This window comes from Paenibacillus sp. FSL H7-0737 (assembly GCF_000758545.1).
GTDB lineage: Bacteria > Bacillota > Bacilli > Paenibacillales > Paenibacillaceae > Paenibacillus_AQ.
In genome coordinates this window covers 477,870-499,859 of the sequence record NZ_CP009279.1, presented here as the reverse complement: position 1 = coordinate 499,859, position 21,990 = coordinate 477,870, and the positions used below count along the sequence as shown (strand labels likewise).

The following is a 21,990-nucleotide window of genomic DNA, read 5'->3' as shown; positions in this document are numbered from 1 at the left end:
ATTATCGTACTCCTATATAGTATACTGCACTAGCAGTCGGAGTTCACCGTGACATTTGCTGTGATATCCAAATGCCTGACTTTGCGTATTCAAAGGCTAGTATTTCTATTTCATGTCCTGAGTATCACAAGATATCCTGGGAGCACAGCATAATTCCAACTCTATACTGCCAGCCCATCCCTTCCCAGAACCCTCTTCCATGTTCATTGGTTTCAATAACCATCAGGTGGCACTTGGCAATACCGGCTGCGCGGAGATTCTCAAGACAAGATCATACTTGTTCCCTCGCTTGAACAGAATGGCATAAAGCATGAAGAGCGCTCCGAGGAAGCTTTTCCAGCTCCAGCAGCGCTTCGTAAGGATCGCCCTCTAATCCCATAGCTTTCGCAAAGGCAGGCTCTGTCTTCCATCCACTTGATTTTAAAAGAATGATCCGTTCGCGAAAATCATCATCCATCTGAGCTAAAATTTCAGCTTCAACGATCATATGCAAATAACCATTCTGGAGCTCCGTTCGCCTCGGCTGCCCAAACAGTTCGATAGGCCAGCCCTTTACCATAAAGTTAATTTTCGTTCGAGGAATCCCTTGAACCACTCGTGATTCGCTAACAAACCCCTCCATGGCTCCAAAATATCGAACAACTAGCGCCTTAAACTTCATAGGATCATAAACCTCACAAATGATATCCAAATCGCTGCCCTCCACTTGAATTCCAAGCGGTATTGTCCCAACCAACAAAGGGGTGTAGTCTGTTAGCAAATTCATAATCTCCAGCTCTGTAAGAAGGTTATAGACCTCTTTCTGAACCACGGTTCCATGAATCAAATAATCGACATTTCGCCAATCATTCATTTTGGACAAGTGCCTCCTCCAACTCGGGTTTATAAACGCATATGTATGTATTGATGACAGCGCACGCTTTTCTGGGCGCATGCATAGAAATATACGGAAGGTAGAACGCAAGGAGGTTATTTCAAAAAAATGAATCCCATCTACCCCTATTATGGGGAGCGGACAGTATGTAAAGAGCAGCCTATTGCTTTTCCTCCACAGCATCAAGATCGTCAGCCGGGCCTGGAGAGTCTGATGAATCCTCGTCCCATCAGTGAAAACCCGGAAATTTTCGGCAGTGGAAAACTGAAGGGAAAGGTTGCACTCATCACCGGAGGCGACAGCGGAATTGGTAAAGCCGCAGCCATTGCTTTTGCAAAAGAAGGTGCAGACATTGCTATAGCTTATTTATACGAAGCCTCAGATGCGGAAGTCACTCAAAAGCGGATCGAAGAATTAGGGCAACGCTGTCTAAGGATTGAAGTTGATTTACGCCATAAGGAGAATTGCTTCAGGGCTGTGGAGCATACGATTCGCACCTTCGGCAAGCTGGACATTCTGGTCAATAATCACGGGGTCCAATATCCACAAAGAAGTATTTTGAATATCACAGAAGAGCAATTGTACCAGACGTTCCAGACGAATATCTTTCCATTCTTTTACCTCGCTCAGGCTGCACTTCCACATCTTAAAAAAGGTGCATCCATCATTAATACCGCTTCCATTACTGCCTATCAAGGAAATAAGGAGCTCATAGATTATTCCTCCACCAAAGGGGCGGTGGTCTCTTTTACCCGCTCTTTAGCCTTATCTCTCGTAGACACTGGCGTCCGTGTCAACAGTGTAGCTCCCGGTCCGGTATGGACCCCACTGATTCCCTCAAGCTACTCTGCAGAGGAAGTTAGTATCTTTGGTACAGATACACCCTTTAAACGTGCTGCACAGCCTTATGAGCTAGCAGGAGCATATCTCTTTTTAGCGGGCCCTGATTCTTCATATGTTACCGGGACATGTATACATGTCAACGGTGGAGATATGGTCACCAGCTGATACACAACTCACCACGAGAGGAATGTATACCTATGAATAAGATGCCCGATTATGATATTCCTTCTGTCCGTTTAACAAGTGGCATGTATGCCTTAACAAAATTAGCCTGCGCAGGGCTAACATACGTCCTTATCTCCTTACTTATGCTTGGGTTTCCACAACATAACGGCATACCAGAGGGTTGGCCACTTTCGATCCCCTATGCGATTTACGCTTATGGACTGCCAGCCGCACTAGTAGCCGATGTTCTGCTGCGCCTCCTGCGTACCACATCCCACATCGTTTCCCTTGTTGTATACGTAGCCGCAGGTTTCGGTGCAGGTCTATGGCTGGCAGCAGAACAAGGTTCAGAGCTACTGCTATGGGGCCTGGCTGGAATTTTGGGACTGCTGCTGCTACGAGTGACGCAACTGGGTGTAGAGCGTTCCCCTCTACTACTGCCTGTGTTTGCACTATTTCTACCGCTGCTCTGCTTGCTGCTGTTATAAGCTGCACTCAGAGTGCTTCTATGATATCACCGGCAATAATAGCCGCTGGATTATTCCGCTGACGGGCGGCTCTCTCCCCTGCTAATCCGTGTAGATATACACCAAAAGCTGCTGCCTGCGCCTCATTCAGTCCCTGAGCCAGCAGGCTGGAAATGATGCCCGTTAGCACATCACCGGCTCCACCAGTACCCATGCCGGGATGGCCTGTGGTGTTTACATAAGCTTGCCCTTCAGGCGTTGCTATAACCGTATGCGCTCCTTTTAATACAAGGGTAACCCCATGCTCTTTCGCATATCCCATAGCCAGACTGATGCGGTCCCGTTGCACCTCAGCTGTTGTTATACTAGCAAGACGGGCCATCTCACCTGGATGAGGCGTCAGAATCACCGGATGGCGTCTACTTGCCCAGCTCTTGTAATCAGCTTCAGCTAATATATTTAAAGCATCCGCATCGATCACCAGAGGACAATCCGTCTCTTCCCAGAGATTGCGAAGCCATTCTGTATCAGCCTCGAACCGACCAAGACCGGGACCAATGGCAAGAACATCTCGCTCTTTACTTAGCCTCAGCAGCTCTGAAACGCTCCCTGCTTGCCAGGTTCCATCTTCATTGCCCCCAACATCGGCTAACATGAGCTCAGGGGCAGAACCGATGATACAGGGCAGCAGCTTCTGAGGAAGCGCCCATGTCACTAATCCGCAGCCTGCCCGGAGCGCAGCACGGGCAGAGAGCAGTCCGGCGCCGCTCATTCTTAAGGTGCCGGCTGCAAGAAGGACATGCCCATAAGTACCCTTATGGCCTTCAGGCGAACGCCGGCGGGCCAGATCTACGCCCAGATGGGCATGCAGCACTTCCGGTGTCAGCAGGTGAACCTGCACACCGCTTTCAGGGGCCAAAGAAGACGGAATTCCGATGGCCCGGACCTTCACATGCCCCGCTGCGCCTGCACCGGGGTATTGCAGGAGACCTCGCTTGAGAAACGCGAGGCAAACCGTCACCGACGCATGAATGCAAGGCTCATGCGTCTCACCGGTGTCCGCGTTCAGACCACTCGGGATGTCCGCGGACACGATCACTTTGCCGCTGCTATTCGCTGCGGCAATCAGCTCCGCATAGGCGCCGCGAGGGGCTCCCGCGGCGCCGGTGCCGAGCAGCGCATCCAAGATGCCGCTGCACTCGGCAAGGTCCAGCCGATCCCTGCCGTATACCACGGCAGGAAGGCCCATGGCTGCAGCCGCATCGCGCTGCAGGGCGGCCTCGCCGGAGAGCGACTCCGGCGGCACCGCATAAACGAGCGTGACGGCGATGCCGGTCTCGCGAAGATACCGTGCGGCGGCGAGGCCATCGCCGCCGTTGTTGCCTTTGCCGACGAGGATAAACCATCGCTCGGCGGCGGCATTGTCCAAGGTCAGCGCATGATCTGCGCTGACCTGAAATGCATCCTTCCCGGCGTCTTCCCATCCGGCTGCATTTCTGCAGCCCTCTCCACCTCTCCGCCGGCACAGCGCAACGATCTCCTCTGCGATCACTCTTCCCGCATTCTCCATCAGCGCAATAGCTGGAATCCCCAGCCGCTGGATTGTTTCTCCGTCCAGCCTCCGCATTTGCTCAGCAGTTACCAGATACATGGTTTGGCCCCTTTCCGCTACACTTCAATCCACAACTAGCTTGATATCAATAAGCTACAGTAAATCTCGTCCGGCTAAAATTCCCTTCCTCCAGCTCGTCCACCATAGCTACAGCAAAATCTTCTACACTGATTATACTTTCGCCATTCTCATCAAAAACAAGACGGTCGAGTCCAATGCGAAATTGACCTGTACGTCGACCGGAATGAACTACCGCAGCAGGACTGGCATACGTATAATCCAGTTCTGTGTTTTTGTAAATTTCATAAGCTTCCGCATGTGCCTCTGCCAGTGGTCTAATCTGAGCAGGGAAATCTGCCGTATCCATCAACAGCTCTCCTGATTCAGTCTTCAAACTCCCTGCACCACCCACAACTAGCAGTCGATTGAGCCCAGCTTCTTGCATCCCCTCAACAATCGCCTTAGCCGCTGTTAGCAAATCCTTCTCTTGTCCGAGTACTGGACCGTATGCACTGATTACCTCTTCATGACCACGGACTGCAGCTGCGACTGAAGCAGGGTCTAGAACATCTACAGTCGTGATGTGCAGCCGTTCATGTTCAAGGGTTACTGATTCTGGAGTCCGTACCGCAGCTGTTACCTCATGTTTTCTTTTTAAAGCCTCCTGTACTATCGCCTTTCCAATCGTTCCTGATGCACCCAATACTACAACATCCATCTGTTTTTTCCTCACTTTTTCCGGGTAAGGCCAGCGTGCGGCCTTCCTGCTTATTTATATTTTTCAATACTCGTCTCAATAGCCTTTCCCTTACAACCTTTAATCATTATTTATCCCGTGCGGTCCATTTGAAATCAAATCGCATCCGTTAACTTCCAAACGAAAAACCCCTTCACCAATACAAGGGGCACTCTCTACTAAGTAGCATGTCCTCACATTAAGGACGTAAAAACATTCCCTGAGAACGTGGCATGACCGATTCAAAGCCATATTGTGCATACAATTTAGAGGCTTCCCCATCCGCGATTAGACTGACATAAGCCTTGTCCGGTACAGTATGAAGAAAATCCCTGATTTCCCCCATGATCAATTTTCCTAAACCACGACCCTGATAAGAAGGCTTCACTGCGATATCCGTAACCTGAAAAAAACATCCCCCATCGCCAATCACCCTGCCCATCCCGACCAAGGTATCTTCCTCATACAAGGTTACTGCAAAAATAGAACGAGGCAGCCCTATCGCAGCCCCTTCTGCGCTCATTGCACTCAGTCCAGCCTCTTTTCTCAGTGCTAAATACTGTTCCACTGAAGGACATTCATGACGTATATCCAGCTTTCCTGTTGTCCCCATACCTTTCTCCTCCTAGCATCCTACAATAAAATAGAATTAGCGCCGTTCAGCATTGCTGTTCCAACTATATACGACTCAATGGTGCACAGGCAAGACTTGCCTCCGTCGAATATACAATAGCCGCCTGGCACATAGGCTAGGCGGCTTTTTTTTATCAACGATTTTCATTATTATGAAGTATTATCTTCTTATTAAATAGGCGATTACTCCCAATAATCTGGTTAACTGATCTGGTATATCGTTTTACTACCACAAGAACAAGTCGTTCCCCTTTAACTTAAAAATAGCTTCCATAAAATAATAATCGCCATAAATGATTGAAACATGAATGTCTTTATGATGATACGCTGCTGAACCGCCCATTAAAAGATGATCGGAATCGGTCGTCCAGTCGCAGCGAGTAGCGTCCACTGTTTTCACGAGCTTCAGCGAGGCGTTCAGGTAGACCTCCTTTTCGTGCTCGCCAACAACTTGGGCGATCTCGATCAGTCCGCAAGCTGCGATCACCGCTGCCGTGGAGTCTTCGTAAGCGGGCTCCTTCGGTTGCCGGAAATCGATTGGAATAACCCCGTTATCCGGAATATTAGCCATAAAATAATGCGCCACCCGTTTGGCTGCCTGCAAATACTCCGGCTTTCCCGTATGCGTATAACTGATCATAAAGCCGTATAAAGCCCAGGTCTGCCCACGTGTCCAGGACGAGCCATCCTCGTAGCCTTGGCCGCCGTAAGTTCGGACCACGCCTCCATGGAACGGATCGAACTCCACGATATGATTCACGGAACCGTCTGGCCTGATAAAAGCTTCTAGAGCGGTGTCCGCATGCCTCATTGCGATTTGCGCATATCGCGGATCTTTAGTCTCTTCGCTCGCCCAATAGAGAAGCGGTAGATTCATCATGCAGTCCACGATCGCCCACCCTCTTGTATCTTCGCTGGCCGTATCATCGTTCCAAGCGCGGATAAATCCGCCTGCCAGATTAAATCGTCCAGCAAGTAAGTTGGCGGCGTGTATTGCCCTCTTACGAGATTCCGGATTTCCGGTAACTTTATAATTGGCCAAGCTCGTAGGCAACCACATAAATCCGACATCATGATGCAGACCGTAGAATTGATGGAAGCAGGCATCCAAAGCATCCTCCGTAAAATTGGCGATTTCCTTGTACTTCTGAGCGCCGGTTTCATGGTACATGAGCCACATCATACCGCCCCAAAATCCATTCGTCCACCAGTTGATATCTTTTTCGATCTGATTGTCGTGCGTGCCATTTCTTGTCGTGTATGGAATTTTGTTTCTTGATCGTTCACATACGACGTCCATTTTGTCCGTTAGTTTAGCTATGACATTATCTACCCAAATTTGATCATCAGCCTGAAGGTTCAACAATCTGCTCACTCCTATTTTTTAACTTTCTAAGGGTCACCCCTTTTCAAGCCCGTTTGCTTATGTGCATATCTCTTTCGTTTATCGAAACCAAGTACTGATCTCCAAGCTCGAAGCTAAATACACCTTCCTCTTCTTCAATAATCTGAACGGCAGGCTGTTGCCCCCCTTGAAAAGGAATAAGCACGGTCAAGAAAGTCATAGTACCGCTGTAGCTATCCTGAAAGCGGACCCTTGTCGAAGGCCTTGAGATATCGGTCTCATCGGACAGCCTTCCCTCCAGAAGATCCAATTTCCCCGTATGGCTTGTCGCAATCGCCAGATTTGCAATATCGCTAGTCCCAATCACGCCGCCTAGGCTCTCTTTCACCTCGACAAAATCCAGATGGAAATAACGCTGAACGCTACGATCATTTAGTCCTTCTACCCGATCTGCAATAACAATGAACCGATTATCGACTAGTGAAATATGCCGATGATGGACAACCGGATCATAGTTTGTATGGCTGGCGCTGGCGAGCTGATAGAAGCCTCTATCCTCTACATTGTAGATTCCACCAGGCTTTTGTGGCCCAAATGTAAAGGAATTAATATACTCGAAATGATCTCGCTCATCGATCAGCAGCGTAGAGTGATAATTCGAGCTCTTAAACTGCTTACGGTCCTCATCATTCCGATAACAAAAAAATCCGGGATCGCAAATCATGTCTTTTCCGAGTGCCGTAAAATCAAAGCTCATCAGATCGATATGGGCATGGGCATTCTGAATCGGGCTTTTACATGTAAACAAAAAACTAAGAGCCTTCGAATCCCAGCCACTGCGGATAATCGCTTGATCCAGCGTACGATTCCAGAATGTCGTGGGCTTATCCAATACAAACTCTCTATCCTGCAAGGAATACAGCTCCTCCACAAATTGGCGGACATCGAGCGCTCTCCATACATGCTTACTAGCTTCCCTTACAACTTCGTGTACATCAATCAAATTCGTTGCAAGACCTAGCCAGGAGCTATCATTCAAGGCATAATACCCATAAACGCCAGACATTACCGCAAGCGGATTTGCAAAAGAGTCTCCGACAGGTACACATTTCCCGGTTGGTCTTAACGAGTAGATCGAGTAATCCAAATTCTTTCTGAACCGTTCCATGTACTCCGCAGAGAAATCAAAATCGAAACGTTTAGCCAGAACGACAGCCAGCCCGAACCAGAACATGCAGCCATTATGATACGATGGACAGCCTTCAATTTGACCGCCATCCTCTGTCAGTTGCGCCATGCTGCACTTTTCGATGCCCTCGATCGCAAAAGCCTTCCATTCCTCAGCTTCATTCAGCTCGGGAAAGTAAAGAGCAGTCGTCAGAAGGCCCAAACATTCCATTAAATAATGGTTATGATCCGCTTTAGGCCACAACTGAGGCGACACGTTACGCAAAGCTTTTACTTGCTTGTAAATGACTGTTAAATACTTCTCCAAAATTTCTTCCGTGAACAACTCCGAAGGGCCTAGATGCTCCAGAACAAGCGGCCAAATTTTGTAGCCCCGGATACCAATCTCCAAAACCCTCAGCGGATGGCATTCCGTAAAATAGCCAATCGGCTTAGCCAGTAAGTCCTCAGGAATAGTGACCGTTTCGATCCAGTCCAGCATTTCATCGATGACCTTGAGTCCGTATTTCGCGTCCTTGGTGAGCGAGTAGGCTTCCAGTAAATCCTGCCAATGCGTCATGCGATTCAGCTGCCATAAATATTCATTGTCATTATGTCTGCGCTCTAGCCAGCTAGGCGGATTCCCGACAAACTCTCTGACTCCCCCTGTACCAGGAAGCATGATCATTCCTTGATAGACGAATTCGGCATTCGCAATCGTCTCGCGCACGTGATCAGGCATATGTGCTGCGATATAGGCGGCTTTCTCGTCCATCGGCTCAAGCCGTGAGCGCAAGTTAGCTAACAGCTCCGTCGTAGTCATCGGCTCTTTCAGCAATGATTTCAGATTCATTTATTCATCTCCATTATGTTATTTTGAATTCGAAATGCCCCCTCCGAAATCATCAAGACTCCGGAAGGAGCGATTCCAGCTATTTCATGTAACGGTCGTATGCACCTTGCTCCAGAGCAAGCAAATCCTTGATGCCCAAGCTTTCCAGCTCTTTAATATACTTGCTAAATGTCTCATCGTTTACTGGTTCCACGCCGAGCACCCAACGCTGCAGCTTTTCTTCCACATAAGTCAGTACGCCCGCATTTAACTCCTCAAATTTGCTCCGTTCATCATCTGTATAAGAAATCGGCGGATAAGCCTTCATAATATAGCCATTGTCAATGTATTCCTTGATGCCTTTCAACGCAGTTGCGTTTGTCCATTGTTCTTCGTAAGCGTAGTCTTGATGGAAGGCGAGCTCGATCTGGGCTCCCTCTTCCTGAAGCTGTTGAATGACTGTCTTTTCTTTATTTTTCAATAATGAATCTTTAAACTTCGGTTTGCCGTCCACGAGGTCGTAGTCCTTACCTTCGATGCCAAAGTTCATCAGTCTCCGGCCCTCTTCGGAAAACCAGAAATCCATATATTTGATCGCTTCTACGGGATGCTTGGTAGTCGCCGAGATTCCCCATCCGCTTGCATGCGTCCCCTTGCGGGAACTTTCTTCGATTACTTTGCCTTCAGTGTTCGCTGGAGGCGTCATCGGAACAAAAGAGAAGCCTGGAATCTCAGTCGCAAGAATGTCATTGAAGTTAGCTGTGCTGGCGAACCAGTCGTGCGTCATGCCGCCGACATTGTCTCCGAGCAAAATGTTACGCGCCTTCTCTCCGCGGGTGAAAATTTCTTTATCGATTAAGCCTTCCTTATACCACTTCGCAATATTTTCGATGGCAGTCTTATAACCCGGCTCATACATGCCGTACTTGACGACACCGTTATCCGCGTAAAATCCGCGTTTGGCCGCATCGGCCCCGCCCTGCACGCCCCACTGAATCAGTAGATCGTAAATTCCATCCAGCTTGGACCGGCTGAAGTATGGGATTTCATCGTTTACTCCATTACCGTTCGGATCTTTTTCTTTGAAGGCTTTCAAGAGCGCATACAGCTCATCTACAGTTTTCGGCTGCTCTAGTCCCAATTTATCCAGCCAATCCTGACGTACAAACCAGCCCCTTGCAGCCGGTCCATCTGGCGTAAAGTTAAGGAAATACGTTTTGCCGTTATAGGCTTTCATATATTTAGCTGCATCTGGATGTTCGGAAAAGAACTTTTTAATGTTCGGGGCATATTTTTCAATCAGGTCATCTAGCTCAAGAAAGGCCCCTTCAATCCCAAGGCTGTCGTACTGCTCCTTAATTTGATGATGGACCAGATCCGGAATTTTTCCGGAAGCCATCATTGTATTGAACAGTTCTTTACTATTCGTCGAGGCCTTAGATGCAGTACCCTTTAGCTTAATATTGGTCATGGCTTCCGCTTCTTTGAAGACAGGCCAGTTATCGTCGAATATAAACTTATCTGAGTAGTGCATATGGAGCGTCAGTTCAACCGGCTCTTTAGAGATCAAGTTCCCGGATAGTTGTTCTGTATCCGACCCTTTTGAATCATTCGCTGAACTTCCACTATTTTGCGGAGCGTTATTGTTACTACAGCCTGCCAGCAGCATACCGACTGACATCATGATTATTGCAGATGATTTCATCCATTTTTTGTTACCCATATTCATGACCTCCCAATATTGGTTTCTTGATTTCATAGTAAAAGGATTGAAGTAGCCATTAGCCTTTGACGGAACCGATCATGGCGCCTTTGACGAAATATTTCTGAATGAAGGGATAAGCTGCAACAATCGGTATAATGGAGACGATAATAGTTGCATAAATGATCGTTTCCTTAGAATATACCGCCATATTCCCCATTTCGTCGCTCACGTTCATTTCTACGATGAGTTTCTTTAGCAAGACTTGTAGCGGTACCTTACTCTCGTCGCTCAGTAGGATCATCGTCCAGAAATAGCCGTTCCAGCGGTGCACCGCATAAAATAATCCGATCGTTACAAGAGAGGCTTTGGACAGCGGCAGATACACCTTCCATAAAATCGTCAGATCATTTGCTCCGTCAACCTTTGCCGCTTCCTCGAGTTCCTCCGGAATACTCTGGAAGAACGTTCTCATGAGGAAGACATAGAAGGTCGTAATCGCGAAACCGATAATGATCGTAAACCTGTTGTCAAGCATGTTCAAATCTCTGAAATTGAGATACATCGGAATCATGCCCGGTTGGAACCACATTGTCAGCGCGATAAAGAAGCTGATGGCCGTACGCCCCATAACCCGTTTCTTGGACAGGGCATAGGCGCCGCAAATGGTGAGAATTAAATTGACGATTACGCCGAATATCGTGTAATAAAACGTGTTAAAATAGGCAATCCAAATCCCCTTTTCCGATAATACCTTTGCATAGGAGTCAAAGTTAATATCGCGCGGCAGCAAGATCACCTTGCCGGTAACGACCGCATCAGAGGAGCTGATGGATGCGGATAAGACATAGACAAACGGATATAATGCAAGCAAAGCGATTACTCCAAGAAATACACAGTTAAAGATATAGAACAGCTTTTCGCCTCTGGTTTTTTTCATCTTCCATCACCTACCATAATCCAGTCTCTGTTAACTTCTTGCTCATCTTGTTGGCAAATACGACTAGAATAAATCCAACGACGGCATTGAACAGTCCCACCGCTGTCGCCAGGTCGTAACGTGCATCCTGTAAACCAGACCGGTACACGTAGGTGTTAATAACGTCGGCCGTCTCATAGGTGGCTGGCTGATACAGAAGAATGATCGCCTCATAGCCTACTTCCAACATGGAGCCCACCTTCATGACAAGCATGATTGCGATCGTCGGAATGATGGCGGGAAGCGTGATATGCCACATTTGCTTCCATTTATTAGCTCCATCGATAACCGCTGCTTCATACAAAGCCGGATTGACACCGGACAATGCAGCTATATAGATGATGGTACCAAATCCCGCTTCCTTCCAAATATCCATGGACCCGATAAAAATCGTACGGAAATAATCGGGATTGGTCAGAAAGTATTGCTTTTCTCCACCCATCATTTCGATCAGGATATTGATAATGCCGTTGCTAGGAGCCAAAAAGTTAGTAACAATCCCAGCTACGACAACGACCGAAATAAAATGGGGCAAATACGTGAAGGTCTGCACCGTTGCTTTGAATACCCCATTCTTCAATTCGTTAAATAACAAAGCGAGGATAATCGGCACAGGGAACGCGAACAGCAATTGATACAAACTGAGCAATACTGTGTTTTTTAATAGCCGCCAGAAATATGGACTTTTAAAAAAGGTCTCGAAGTGTTCAAATCCAACCCAGGGACTCGCTTCAATTCCTTTATATACACTGAAATCCTTAAAGGCGATTTGCAGGCCGTACATCGGCTTATACGCAAAGATGATATACCAAGCCAGAAACGGTATCAGGAGTAGATAAAGATAACGGTCCCTGATCAGGTTGGTTTTTATTTCTTTAAAGTTAAGCAGCACTCTCTTCTCCTCTCGCAACGATGTTTAGCTGATCCCCTCAGGAGCGCTCCCAATTGAAAGGTCAGCGTTGCAATTTAAACTATAGGAATGAATGTAAGCGCTGTCTATCGCCATTATTTCATCTAGCGGCATCTCTTTATGTCTGGGTTCATAATGTGCATTATTTTATGTATCAACAATTTCTCGTTATATAGAGAAACGCCCGTCGAACATACAATAGCCGCCTGGCAATTAAGCTAGGCGGCTTTGTTTTGAATCAACAGTTCTCATTACTTGAAGCCTCATTCCTTCTCGTTAAGCTTCTTTGCGTATTGGCCAGGAGCTAACCCTTCATACTTGCGGAACATGCGAATAAACGTGTTTGCATTATTGCACCCGACCATTAGTGCTAAATCTCCAATTTTGATATCTTTCTGCTGACGCATAATCTCTTTAGCTTGCTGCACACGATAAAAATTCAAGTAATCTTTAAAATTTTCTCCGGAATGATTTTTGAAAGCGATACTGACATAACCAGGAGAGAAGTTAAACTCCTCCGCTATCATGCTAAGCGATAAATCCCTATTGTAGTTGTCATGAATATATTCAATCATCCGCTTTACCGTACTGTTATCCATCATTTCATTCTGCTGATCAATCGTATCCATCATGGCGCCGAACAAGGAAGTAATGGCGGAAACCATAAGCTCCTTCGATTCGCCGTGCTGTACGATGTCCAGAGATTCCTTATGAGCTTGAACGAACTCTTCAAAAGGCATATTCAACTGCTGGATAATTCGGCTCAGCGTAGCCAACACAAGCAGGCTGAACTGGTCGAGCTGCTGCCTGGTTAACTGCCTTTGCTCCAGATTTTCCGATAGCAGACGGTTTAGCGTATTTAAAGCATTCTCCCGCTTGCCGCGAATCACATAGCTGATCAGCTCGCGTTCCGTATCGATAGGATAATAATAGCTGACCATCTGAACTTGACTGAGTTGTTTATAAGTAATGACGGAAGTCTTGTCCACAGCCGATCTTCTCTTCAGAATATCAAGTGCCTGGATAAAGGAGCGGTCAATTTCCCCAGCATAAATTACAGGCTGGCCTACAGCTGCAGTCAATCCGTATGCATGCGCGTCCTCGATTTGAGCCATCGCTTTCATGAGCTTCTTCTGAATGGATTCCGTATCGGATTCACTGATTATGAAGACAAATTTGGTGAAATCATGATCAAGCAGTTCACAAGGGAAATGAACCTTCAACTGCTCATGAATAATCAAGGAAGTCTTTGATTTTATCGTAAGAATCGCATCTTTCGAATATTGCTCCTCCAATTCCTTAGCGTTCGAGAATGAAATCACACAAACGCTCAAGTTGTTAGAAAGGCTTTGCAGTTGATGTGCATTTAGCAGGTCATCCACCTTGTCAGGTGGAACGAGTCCATGGAGCAAATCCCGCAGGAACTTGTCTCTCATCGAAAGCTTGTGCTCATGTAGCGCGGATTTCATCTGTTCATTGGCTTCACTTATACTCGTCGCTGTCTCGTTCAAGAAAGCGAATTCGTCTGCTCCCGAAGGCTCACCGTAGCTCTTGAACAATCCGACGAGATGACCCACAGGCCGGTACATGCGCCTGGAAACTGTATAGGCGAACGCAAGTCCCACAAAGATAAGAATGGCTAATAAAAGTACAGTCCCTTTTAAATTGGGGGAAAAGGAGTCCACCAAAGAGTAGTTCTGTGTAACATACATATACGACCATTGCGGCATTGTATTCGAGCGGATTAAATGGAAATCGAATTCATCATTGGATAGCTTCTTATAATCCACGGTTGCCTGTTCATCCAGTTGTGCCAGTGGATAGGCAAGCAATTGCTTTTCCCGTTTATCGTCAAAGCTTGATTTAAGCGTTACGTATCGGCCATTTTCGATAATGGCAAAAGCTTCTTGCGCATCAGGTGATAGGGGTGGCAGCAGCAATTGTTCAAAGAATGAGACAACAAAAAATAATGAGTTCCCTATTCCTACCCGTTCCGGATTAACGATTCTTATGGATGCGCTTTCATTGTTCGTCGACGTTGTATTTTGGCTGCTCGATATCGTTATGTTTGGACTCGTGCTGTCTGTACCTAATTGTGCCAAATCCTCATTAGTGATTCCCATATCTTCCATATAGCGTCTTCTATCCGACGAAATTTGCGGCGTAATAACCAAATCGTCGTTAGTCTTCATTAAATCGATGCTATAGCCGAATTCAGAGAATGCATCTATATGATTTTTCAGTGCATAAGAGGCTTGCGTGATCTCATAATAATCGCGATCTTTTTCAGCGAATTTAACAACATGATCATCTAATCTCAATTGTGTAATTAAATTGAAAGAAACACCGAGTTTCGTGTCAATTTTGTCGCGCGATTGCATGAGAAAATTCTGCTGCTTCTGGCTTAATTCCGATCGCACGTTTTGGCTGTCCTTAAAAAAAGAAAGGCAGACAGCAATCATAGTGTAAGCGAATATAATAACCAGATAAGCGATAAGTAGTTTTGTGAAAAAGGATTTTCTAAGCAATGTGATCTCCCCTTGATGATTCCTTTATAAATTGAAAATCACCCAATGGTAAAATTCGTATCCTTATTGGGTGATCATATATCTTTACACTCTTTTGGAAATATCTAACTCACACTATATATGAATATGAAAATGCCGTCCATTCCCAAAATTCATACACATCCGCCAAAGTGGTAAGTATTATATTCTTGAATCCTATTGCTCACTGTGTGGAATAGTATTTATAACAATATTCTAAAAAGGTTGGTGGCATAATGTCTCCTGTAGCAAAGCTGTTTAAATGGGGAACGTGTGTGTATGAGGCTTTTCTGGCTCTGCCTGTCCTCGGCGGTCTCTTTATTATAGCGAATGGTTGGGTCCCACTTGCCGTTGCCTTTTTACTCCACGCTGTAGCCATTGTAATCCTGCAAAGAGAGCGGAAACCCATCGTAGGGAATGTTCTAGGCATTATCACCTCGATTTTAGCGTTTATTCCACTCTTAGGTTGGATCATGCATGGCATCACTGCGCTCGTACTGCTCGTTGAAGGGATTTCCTCTTCACGTCAGGCAAATCGTTCTTAATAAGAGCACCTAAATCGTCAGAAAAATAACCCGCCCCTATTCAGGAGTGGGTTATTAGCGTTTATTCTTAAATATGATATATACCTTTATGATTGCCCGAGATTGTATCAACGTCCTGCCGATTGGGAATCGGCCCGCCGGGTTCCACTCTCATTAATGTAACGCCCGTTTGCGTTGCCATTGCCATTCTCAAAACGTTTGCGTTCCGTACGCTCCATCTGAACAATCTGACCTTCATGCACTACGATGTGCAAGGAGCCAAATTCCATATCATCCAGAAGCCCTGCAATCCGCGTAAGCCATAAATCATCCACTTTCAGCGGTTTAGCCATTCTCTAGCCTCCCTTTCCCCATCCAAAGGATTATATCCGCCTAAATTCCATAATTCCGTTATTACCAACCCGTATACTATGAATTAACTTAGCACGGAACCAAAAGTACTGTCAATGGGCATTTTTTCGTGATAACCAGCTTTTAATAATCATCGTCACCAAAGCCAACAACAGGAGCAGTGAAGCTACTGCAAAAGAGGCTGAAAATTGATATTCATTGTACAAAATCTCAACATGCAGCGGCAGTGTATTCGTCTCCCCACGTATATGCCCGGACACCACAGAAACTGCGCCGAACTCGCCCATGGCCCGCGCATTACACAAAATAATACCGTACAATAAACCCCATTTAATATTAGGAAGCGTGACTCTGAAAAAGATTTGCCACCCATGTGCTCCGAGGGTAATCGCTGCCTCTTCCTCCTGTGTCCCTTGATCCTCCATCAGCGGGATTAACTCACGCGCCACAAAGGGAAAGGTCACAAACAGCGTGGCCAACACGATGCCTGGAAGCGCAAATACGATCTTGATATCATGAGCGCTCAGCCAAGGGCCAAACCAACCGTTGGCGCCGAAGACGAGCACAAAGATCAGACCGCCGATGACAGGCGATACTGCAAAGGGGAGATCTATCAAGGTAATGAGAAACCCTTTACCGCGAAAACGAAACTTGGTTACTGCCCATGCAGCCGCTACACCAAAAAAGGTATTCAGTGGTACAGTGATCGCTGCAACAAGCAACGTCAGCCGCAAAGCGGAACGGGCATCTGGATCGGTCAGAGCAGCTATATATACGTCCCAGCCCTTTTTGAGTGCCTCTGTCAGCACGACAATCAAAGGCAAGGCAATCAGCCAAAAAAGGACTAGTCCAGCAGCTCCGATCAACACCCATTTTACAGCCTTGGTTTCCGTTGTCGCTGGCGAGGACGTATTCTTCTGTAGCCGGGGGGCTTGGAGTGGGATGGTGCCTGCCACAAGTTATTCCTCCTACCTTTAAAGGGTTTTACGAAAGCATGATTAGCTTCTGAAAAATGCCGAACAACGGGAAATATGAAATGTCTTCGAGTGAATTTGGGAGTTATCGGGCGGCTGGAATCGTTCAAACAAGATAACTGGTAATGGGTCACTCCAAGGAATATTGGACTTCCGATCGCTGTTATCCTCAGATTTCCTGATTTGAACCGCTGTCCGCGGTAGAAATCCGAGGATAAAGGCGAACGCTAACGCTTCTACAGTTCCAATATTCCTCTCCGTTCCTTTCTTACCAGTTATCTGAGTTCAAAACTTCGAGATCGCTATCGCTCCTCTAAAAGCAAATTCACTCTGCGACTCCTCAATTCGCCTAAAGATTCTACATTTTACGGAAGCAAGTATGCTTCGTAAAATAAAGTCGTCATTTACCTGTTAGGGTATAGCTTCGCTAAGAATCGCTCAGCAAAACAAAACTTCCAAATTAAATACTTGCAATATAGAGAGTAACACCGAAAGACTTACCGAGAAGTCTTACGCACCCAACGCTGGAGCGTATTAATGACTAACAGCATTAAGAAGGAAATGAGAAGCAGGAGCAACGCAACGGCAGTAGCACCAGCGTAATCATACTGCTCCAGTTTGGACATAATAAGCAAAGGAGCAATCTCCGTTCTCATCGGCATATTACCGGAGATGAACACGACAGAGCCGAATTCACCAATACCACGGGCAAATGCCAAAGCAAAGCCTGTTAACAACGGCGGAAACAGCTCAGGCAGTACTACTGAACGAAAGGTTCTCCAGCGGCCTGCACCGAGGGTTGCCGAGGCTTCCTCCATATCTCGGTCCAAATCCTCCAGCACCGGCTGTACCGTTCGCACGACGAACGGTATCCCAATGAACATTAAGGCAAGGGTAATGCCAAGCGGAGTAAATGCCACCTTTAATCCTAGTGGCTCAAGCCACGCCCCGATCCAGCCATTTGTGGCATAAAGAGCCGTCAAGGAGACACCAGCTACAGCTGTCGGTAAAGCAAACGGAAGATCGATCAGCGCATCAAATATTCTTTTGCCTGGAAATTCGTAACGCACTAGTACCCACGCCAGCAAGAGACCTAGAATAGCATCCACAAAAGCAGCAGCCGCTGCCGTAGACAGGCTGACACGATACGAAGCCAATACACGCGGATCGGTAGCTACATCCCAGAATTTCGCCCAGCTCAGCCCAGTAGAATTGAACAACAATGCTGAAAGTGGCAAGAGTACCACGAGACTCAGGTAAAGTACGCTGTACCCCATCGTTATCCCAAAACCGGGTAGTATCCTTCGCCGCGTTGTCGCCGATACAGCTGTAGTCGTTGCGGTGACATTCATCCCCTATTCATCCTTTCTCGCCTTCGGCAGGTTAGCCGATCAGCCCCTTACTAGGGACAAATCTCTTAAAGAAAAATATAATTTTCATTTTTTAATCTATTATTTAGCACCCGGCACATAGATCTTGTCAAAGATCCCGCCATCGTTAAAATGCTTCTCTTGCGTTTCTTTCCAGGTTCCGAATTTATCAGCCAATGTGAAGAGCTTTATTTCCGGGAACTTATCTTTATATTGTTCTTTCACGCTTTCTAGCGTTGGACGGTAGTAGTTCTCAGCCGCGATTTTTTGTCCTTCTTCCGTATAGAGATACTTCAAGTAAGCCTCGGACACTTCACGCGTATTTCTTTTATCCACAACCTTATCTACTATTGCTACCGGCGGTTCAGCCAGAATGCTCTCAGATGGATTTACGATATCGAATTTATCTGGACCAAGCTCTTCTACAGAAAGGTAAGCTTCATTCTCCCATGCAATCAGCACATCGCCAATTCCACGTTCTACAAAAGTGGTCGTAGAACCGCGCGCACCCGTATCTAGCACCGGAACATGTTTGAACAATTCTTTTACAAATTCCTCAGCCTTAGCTTCGTCGTTATTGTTGTGGTCTAGCGCGTAACCCCACGCCGCCAAGTAGTTCCAACGTGCGCCACCTGATGTTTTCGGATTTGGTGTAATCACTTCTACGCCTTCCTTAAGCAAATCCGGCCAATCTTTGATTCCTTTTGGATTTCCTTTGCGTACTAAGAATACGATCGTCGAGGTGTACGGTGAACTGTTATGATCAAATTTACTTTGCCAGCCTTCATTAATAAGTCCCTTTTCCTGCAAGGCATCAATATCATAACCAAGTGCTAAGGTCACAACATCCGCTTCCAGACCATCAAGTACAGCACGGCTTTGTTTCCCCGATCCACCGTGGGATTGTTTAATGGTGACCTTCTGTCCTGTTTCTTTCTCCCAATAGGCAGCAAAAGCTTTATTATAATTCTCGTACAATTCGCGAGTAGGGTCATAAGATACGTTCAGTAGCTCTACTGGATCTTTAGATGGAGTTTTTGTTGCTTCAGCCGCATTTGTGGCCTCCGCTGAATTGGTTGTTGCTGGTGCGTCTGTTGCCGAACTAGCACTATTGCCGTTGTTGTTATTGCTGCCGCAAGCAGCAGTAAGCCCTGCCGTCAGCAACAAGCTAAACCCTACAAGAAGCCCTTTATTCATCTTTTTCTTCATCTTTTCCACTCCCCCATGTTTTTCTTGCCTTCATTTCTTTCCTGTGGATAACAAAAAGAACGGAGGAAAGCCCACGTATGGCAGGTCAAACCGGTCCTATGACACGTGTCTGCGAGCCTAATGCAGGCGTTCCTCCGTCTGTACGGTAAGAACTTTCTTCAATTATTCCTATCTACTTAGTTGGTTTATATGGATATAATACTGAAACCCTTTAACCGTGTCAAACCTTTTTTTCCAGCCAATGACAAAGGAATCTTTCAAATCCCACGCTATTCAGGCAATAGTGTGGGTTCCTGTAAGATCCACTTGTTATTGATGCTATAAAGTAATATTATTGCTACAGCTTATGGTCTAGAGAAATTACCGCTTAATGTCGGGAGTGAGAATCATGGGTATGGATTTAGAGTACGTCCCTGCGCCGATAAGACCACGGCTTCATAGGAGAATGACTCAAGAAATTAGTCGAAGGATTAGGGGAACTTACCGTTATGATACAACGGTCTGGAGGACAGCAATCGCTGGTCTTTGGATCGTTTGCTTTTTAGCCTTCACCACTGCCGTATTAGGTATACCCACTGGATTAGGGGTGCCAACAGATATTGCACTCGCTGCAGGTACGAGTACCATTCTGCTGGCCATTGCCAGCAATATCATTGCTGTACTGATCGCCTTGACCGGACTGCGCATCCCACGACTATTCGCAGGTTGTGTATTGAGCGATGTTGGAGCGATTCTACTAATCTTATATTACGCAGATTTTGAGATTGAAGCTGCGGCTCTCATTGCTGTTCTACTATCCGTATTAGGTGCATTGGGTGGATTAGCCATCGGACTGCTGCGCAGCAAAAGAATAACCATGGGACTTCTGCTTACCATTACGGTAACTTTTTCCCAACTTGCTCTGGCAAACGGAGTGCAGGAAATACCTACTTTGGAACCCATTGATATCAGTGATTCTGATGTGATTCCATTGACAGCCGCAAGTCCGTCACAACCTGGCAATCAAGCCTATCAGACCTTCACTTATGCCAGCGGTAAGGATCTGCATCGGACCGAATACGGCAAGGATACCAATGTGATCTCTTCTACAGTAGATGCTTCTGCTTATATTAAGGATTGGTCAAAGCTCCGCACTTTATTCTGGGGTTTCGATTATAATGCACTTCCACTGAACGGCCGAGTATGGATGCCTGAGGGCGATGGTCCCTATCCGGTAGTTCTGATGGTGCACGGAAATCATATGATGGAAGATTACTCTGACGGAGGGTACGCTTATCTCGGTGAACTCTTGGCCAGCCGGGGGTTTATCGCAATTTCCCTGGATGAGAATTTCCTGAACTATTCTGCTTGGTCCGGTATTCCGGACAATGATTTCAAAGTACGGACCTGGATCATTCTGAAACACCTGGAACAGCTAGCAGCTTTCTCGGATGAACCAGACAATCCTTTTTATCAAAAAATAGATTTCACAAAAACCGCCCTGCTCGGCCATAGCCGTGGAGGACAAGCTGTTGCTATGGCAGCAGACGCCGAGCGTTGGTTTAAAAATGATCCCGTTATGAAGGCAGTAGATCGTTTTAATATAGCCTCTGTGGTCGCCCTTGCCCCTACGGACAAAACGATAGACGATCAGCAAGCCCGTCTCAAGGATGTCAACTATTTGACTCTGCAAGGGGCTCGTGATGGGGATGTACATGATTTCTATGGTGACCGCCAGTATATACGTGCATCCTATTCCCAAGGGTCCTCTGCTTTCAAAAGCTCGCTGTATATTGCAGACGCCAATCACAGTCAATTCAACAGTGATTGGGGCGCGTATGATCAGACATTACCTGCTGGCCTCTTTTTAAATCGAGCGCAAACTATGGATGCAGACAAGCAGCGGCAAATCGCTAAAGTGTATGTATCAGCTTTTCTAGAGACCACTTTGCATGGAAAAGACGAATACCAGAGCTTGTTCCGGGATTACCGCAGCGGACTGAAATGGCTACCGGAGACCACTTACTACAATCGATTCCAGGATGGGGGATATCGGCCAGTAGCCACATTTGACGAGGACCGCAACAAGAATACCGTTAATCTCGGAACAGCAGAAGCATCCGGATTATCCTGGTCGGAAGAGCTCGCGAAGGATCGTGAATCGAAGAGCAAAGCCACATATGGTGTCGTTCTTGAACGCACAGCCAAAAAAGACGAGGAAGCTTATTACAACATTAAGCTTAAAGACAGTGTTGTTACTGAAATGGCCCTTTCAGACGCAGATGGCCTTACATTTTCCTTAGCAAACCTCAATGGTGATATCAAAGATGAACTAAGTATTCCGCTACCTCCCAATGTAGAGGTTGAGTTAACCGACAAAAATGATACCTCGGCACGCTTGCCGTTAAGTGAGGTAATGGATATTCTTCCACTTCCGCAAACTCAGTTCACGTTATTCCCATGGCTTGAAGAACGGATTAATGATGGGAAGTACGGTGATCTGTCCGAAGCTGTATTTCAGACCTATGAGATGCCGTTCGAACAGTTTCAGGAGGAAGAACCTGAGCTAGAGCCTGAGAACCTGACGGAAATCACCTTCTACCTTGAAGACGAGGGAGATAAAATCATGCTAGATGACATCGGCTTTTACGATCTAGGAATTCGAAATATGTTTTAAGGTAACTTGCCATTATACCATTTAAGGCCTTCCCCTCAGCACATGTACAGCTGATTGGAAGGCCTTTTATTTTG

The 21,990-nt window shown here is 46.5% G+C and carries 18 protein-coding genes; 4 read left to right on the top strand and 14 right to left on the bottom strand.

What is annotated here, in order from left to right:
* Positions 1–271 precede the first annotated feature (271 nt).
* A complete protein-coding gene (locus H70737_RS02240; protein WP_042184430.1) occupies positions 272–853 on the bottom strand; it encodes a DUF4269 domain-containing protein in 582 nt (193 codons plus the stop codon).
* A 129-nt stretch (positions 854–982) separates the two neighbouring features.
* Here H70737_RS02240 and H70737_RS02235 point away from each other — a divergent pair, with 129 nt between their 5' ends.
* Both H70737_RS02235 and H70737_RS29605 read left to right on the top strand, forming a co-directional pair.
* The gene (locus tag H70737_RS02235; RefSeq protein ID WP_042184427.1) at positions 983–1,882 is read left to right on the top strand and encodes an SDR family oxidoreductase; all 900 of its coding nucleotides are present in this window, start codon (positions 983–985) and stop codon (positions 1,880–1,882) included.
* 32 nt (positions 1,883–1,914) lie between these two features.
* A complete protein-coding gene (locus tag H70737_RS29605; protein ID WP_052404132.1) occupies positions 1,915–2,370 on the top strand; it encodes a hypothetical protein in 456 nt (151 codons plus the stop codon).
* Positions 2,371–2,377: 7 nt separating this feature from the next.
* On the opposite strand, the gene H70737_RS02225 is transcribed toward H70737_RS29605, so the two are convergent.
* The 9 genes from H70737_RS02225 to H70737_RS02185 form a co-directional block, all read right to left on the bottom strand.
* Positions 2,378–4,000 (bottom strand): bifunctional ADP-dependent NAD(P)H-hydrate dehydratase/NAD(P)H-hydrate epimerase, encoded by a 1,623-nt coding sequence (locus H70737_RS02225; RefSeq protein WP_042184424.1) that lies wholly within the window; start codon positions 3,998–4,000, stop codon positions 2,378–2,380.
* 46 nt (positions 4,001–4,046) lie between these two features.
* Positions 4,047–4,679, bottom strand: coding sequence for an NAD(P)-dependent oxidoreductase (locus tag H70737_RS02220; protein ID WP_042184423.1), 633 nt, complete (start codon positions 4,677–4,679; stop codon positions 4,047–4,049).
* 217 nt (positions 4,680–4,896) lie between these two features.
* Complete coding sequence (locus tag H70737_RS02215; RefSeq protein ID WP_042184421.1) at positions 4,897–5,310, bottom strand: GNAT family N-acetyltransferase; 414 nt, start codon at positions 5,308–5,310, stop codon at positions 4,897–4,899.
* Between the two features lie 246 nt (positions 5,311–5,556).
* On the bottom strand, positions 5,557–6,696 hold the full coding sequence (locus H70737_RS02210; protein ID WP_042184418.1) for a glycoside hydrolase family 88 protein: 1,140 nt from the start codon (positions 6,694–6,696) through the stop codon (positions 5,557–5,559).
* 43 nt (positions 6,697–6,739) lie between these two features.
* Positions 6,740–8,695 (bottom strand): alginate lyase family protein, encoded by a 1,956-nt coding sequence (locus tag H70737_RS02205; RefSeq protein ID WP_042184415.1) that lies wholly within the window; start codon positions 8,693–8,695, stop codon positions 6,740–6,742.
* Positions 8,696–8,774: 79 nt separating this feature from the next.
* Positions 8,775–10,397: an extracellular solute-binding protein gene (locus tag H70737_RS02200; protein ID WP_052404131.1), complete on the bottom strand. Its 1,623-nt coding sequence runs from the start codon at positions 10,395–10,397 to the stop codon at positions 8,775–8,777.
* Between the two features lie 58 nt (positions 10,398–10,455).
* The gene (locus H70737_RS02195) at positions 10,456–11,316 is read right to left on the bottom strand and encodes a carbohydrate ABC transporter permease (RefSeq protein ID WP_042184413.1); all 861 of its coding nucleotides are present in this window, start codon (positions 11,314–11,316) and stop codon (positions 10,456–10,458) included.
* Between the two features lie 10 nt (positions 11,317–11,326).
* Positions 11,327–12,247 carry an ABC transporter permease gene (locus tag H70737_RS02190; RefSeq protein ID WP_231573375.1) on the bottom strand — a complete coding sequence of 307 codons (921 nt, stop codon included), beginning with the start codon at positions 12,245–12,247 and terminating at the stop codon, positions 11,327–11,329.
* A 281-nt stretch (positions 12,248–12,528) separates the two neighbouring features.
* Entirely contained in the window at positions 12,529–14,793 is a 2,265-nt protein-coding gene (locus H70737_RS02185; protein ID WP_042184410.1) for a helix-turn-helix domain-containing protein, read from the bottom strand.
* 254 nt (positions 14,794–15,047) lie between these two features.
* Here H70737_RS02185 and H70737_RS02180 point away from each other — a divergent pair, with 254 nt between their 5' ends.
* Positions 15,048–15,356 (top strand): hypothetical protein, encoded by a 309-nt coding sequence (locus H70737_RS02180; RefSeq protein WP_042184408.1) that lies wholly within the window; start codon positions 15,048–15,050, stop codon positions 15,354–15,356.
* Between the two features lie 107 nt (positions 15,357–15,463).
* Here H70737_RS02180 and H70737_RS02175 read toward each other — a convergent pair whose 3' ends face one another.
* From H70737_RS02175 to H70737_RS02160, 4 genes are all read right to left on the bottom strand, one after another.
* Positions 15,464–15,688, bottom strand: a complete 225-nt coding sequence (locus tag H70737_RS02175; RefSeq protein WP_042184406.1) for a YezD family protein — start codon at positions 15,686–15,688, stop codon at positions 15,464–15,466.
* Positions 15,689–15,799: 111 nt separating this feature from the next.
* Positions 15,800–16,663, bottom strand: a complete 864-nt coding sequence (gene cysW, locus H70737_RS02170) for a sulfate ABC transporter permease subunit CysW (RefSeq protein WP_042184404.1) — start codon at positions 16,661–16,663, stop codon at positions 15,800–15,802.
* Positions 16,664–17,178: 515 nt separating this feature from the next.
* A complete protein-coding gene (cysT, locus tag H70737_RS02165; RefSeq protein WP_042184402.1) occupies positions 17,179–18,033 on the bottom strand; it encodes a sulfate ABC transporter permease subunit CysT in 855 nt (284 codons plus the stop codon).
* 99 nt (positions 18,034–18,132) lie between these two features.
* A complete protein-coding gene (locus H70737_RS02160; protein WP_042184400.1) occupies positions 18,133–19,260 on the bottom strand; it encodes a sulfate ABC transporter substrate-binding protein in 1,128 nt (375 codons plus the stop codon).
* A gap of 388 nt (positions 19,261–19,648) precedes the next feature.
* Here H70737_RS02160 and H70737_RS02155 point away from each other — a divergent pair, with 388 nt between their 5' ends.
* A complete protein-coding gene (locus H70737_RS02155) occupies positions 19,649–21,916 on the top strand; it encodes an alpha/beta hydrolase family protein (protein ID WP_042184398.1) in 2,268 nt (755 codons plus the stop codon).
* Positions 21,917–21,990: the final 74 nt, after the last annotated feature.

Coding starts and splice junctions, on each gene's coding strand:
- H70737_RS02205 (WP_042184415.1), bottom strand. CDS start 8,695: ATGAATCTGAAATCATTGCTGAAAGAGCCGATGACTACGACGGAGCTG.
- H70737_RS02195 (WP_042184413.1), bottom strand. CDS start 11,316: ATGAAAAAAACCAGAGGCGAAAAGCTGTTCTATATCTTTAACTGTGTA.
- H70737_RS02200 (WP_052404131.1), bottom strand. CDS start 10,397: ATGGGTAACAAAAAATGGATGAAATCATCTGCAATAATCATGATGTCA.
- cysT (WP_042184402.1), bottom strand. CDS start 18,033: ATGAATGTCACCGCAACGACTACAGCTGTATCGGCGACAACGCGGCGA.
- H70737_RS02215 (WP_042184421.1), bottom strand. CDS start 5,310: ATGGGGACAACAGGAAAGCTGGATATACGTCATGAATGTCCTTCAGTG.
- H70737_RS02240 (WP_042184430.1), bottom strand. CDS start 853: ATGAATGATTGGCGAAATGTCGATTATTTGATTCATGGAACCGTGGTT.
- H70737_RS02220 (WP_042184423.1), bottom strand. CDS start 4,679: ATGGATGTTGTAGTATTGGGTGCATCAGGAACGATTGGAAAGGCGATA.
- H70737_RS29605 (WP_052404132.1), top strand. CDS start 1,915: ATGAATAAGATGCCCGATTATGATATTCCTTCTGTCCGTTTAACAAGT.
- H70737_RS02160 (WP_042184400.1), bottom strand. CDS start 19,260: ATGAAGAAAAAGATGAATAAAGGGCTTCTTGTAGGGTTTAGCTTGTTG.
- H70737_RS02155 (WP_042184398.1), top strand. CDS start 19,649: ATGGGTATGGATTTAGAGTACGTCCCTGCGCCGATAAGACCACGGCTT.
- H70737_RS02225 (WP_042184424.1), bottom strand. CDS start 4,000: ATGTATCTGGTAACTGCTGAGCAAATGCGGAGGCTGGACGGAGAAACA.
- H70737_RS02175 (WP_042184406.1), bottom strand. CDS start 15,688: ATGGCTAAACCGCTGAAAGTGGATGATTTATGGCTTACGCGGATTGCA.
- H70737_RS02235 (WP_042184427.1), top strand. CDS start 983: ATGAATCCCATCTACCCCTATTATGGGGAGCGGACAGTATGTAAAGAG.
- H70737_RS02180 (WP_042184408.1), top strand. CDS start 15,048: ATGTCTCCTGTAGCAAAGCTGTTTAAATGGGGAACGTGTGTGTATGAG.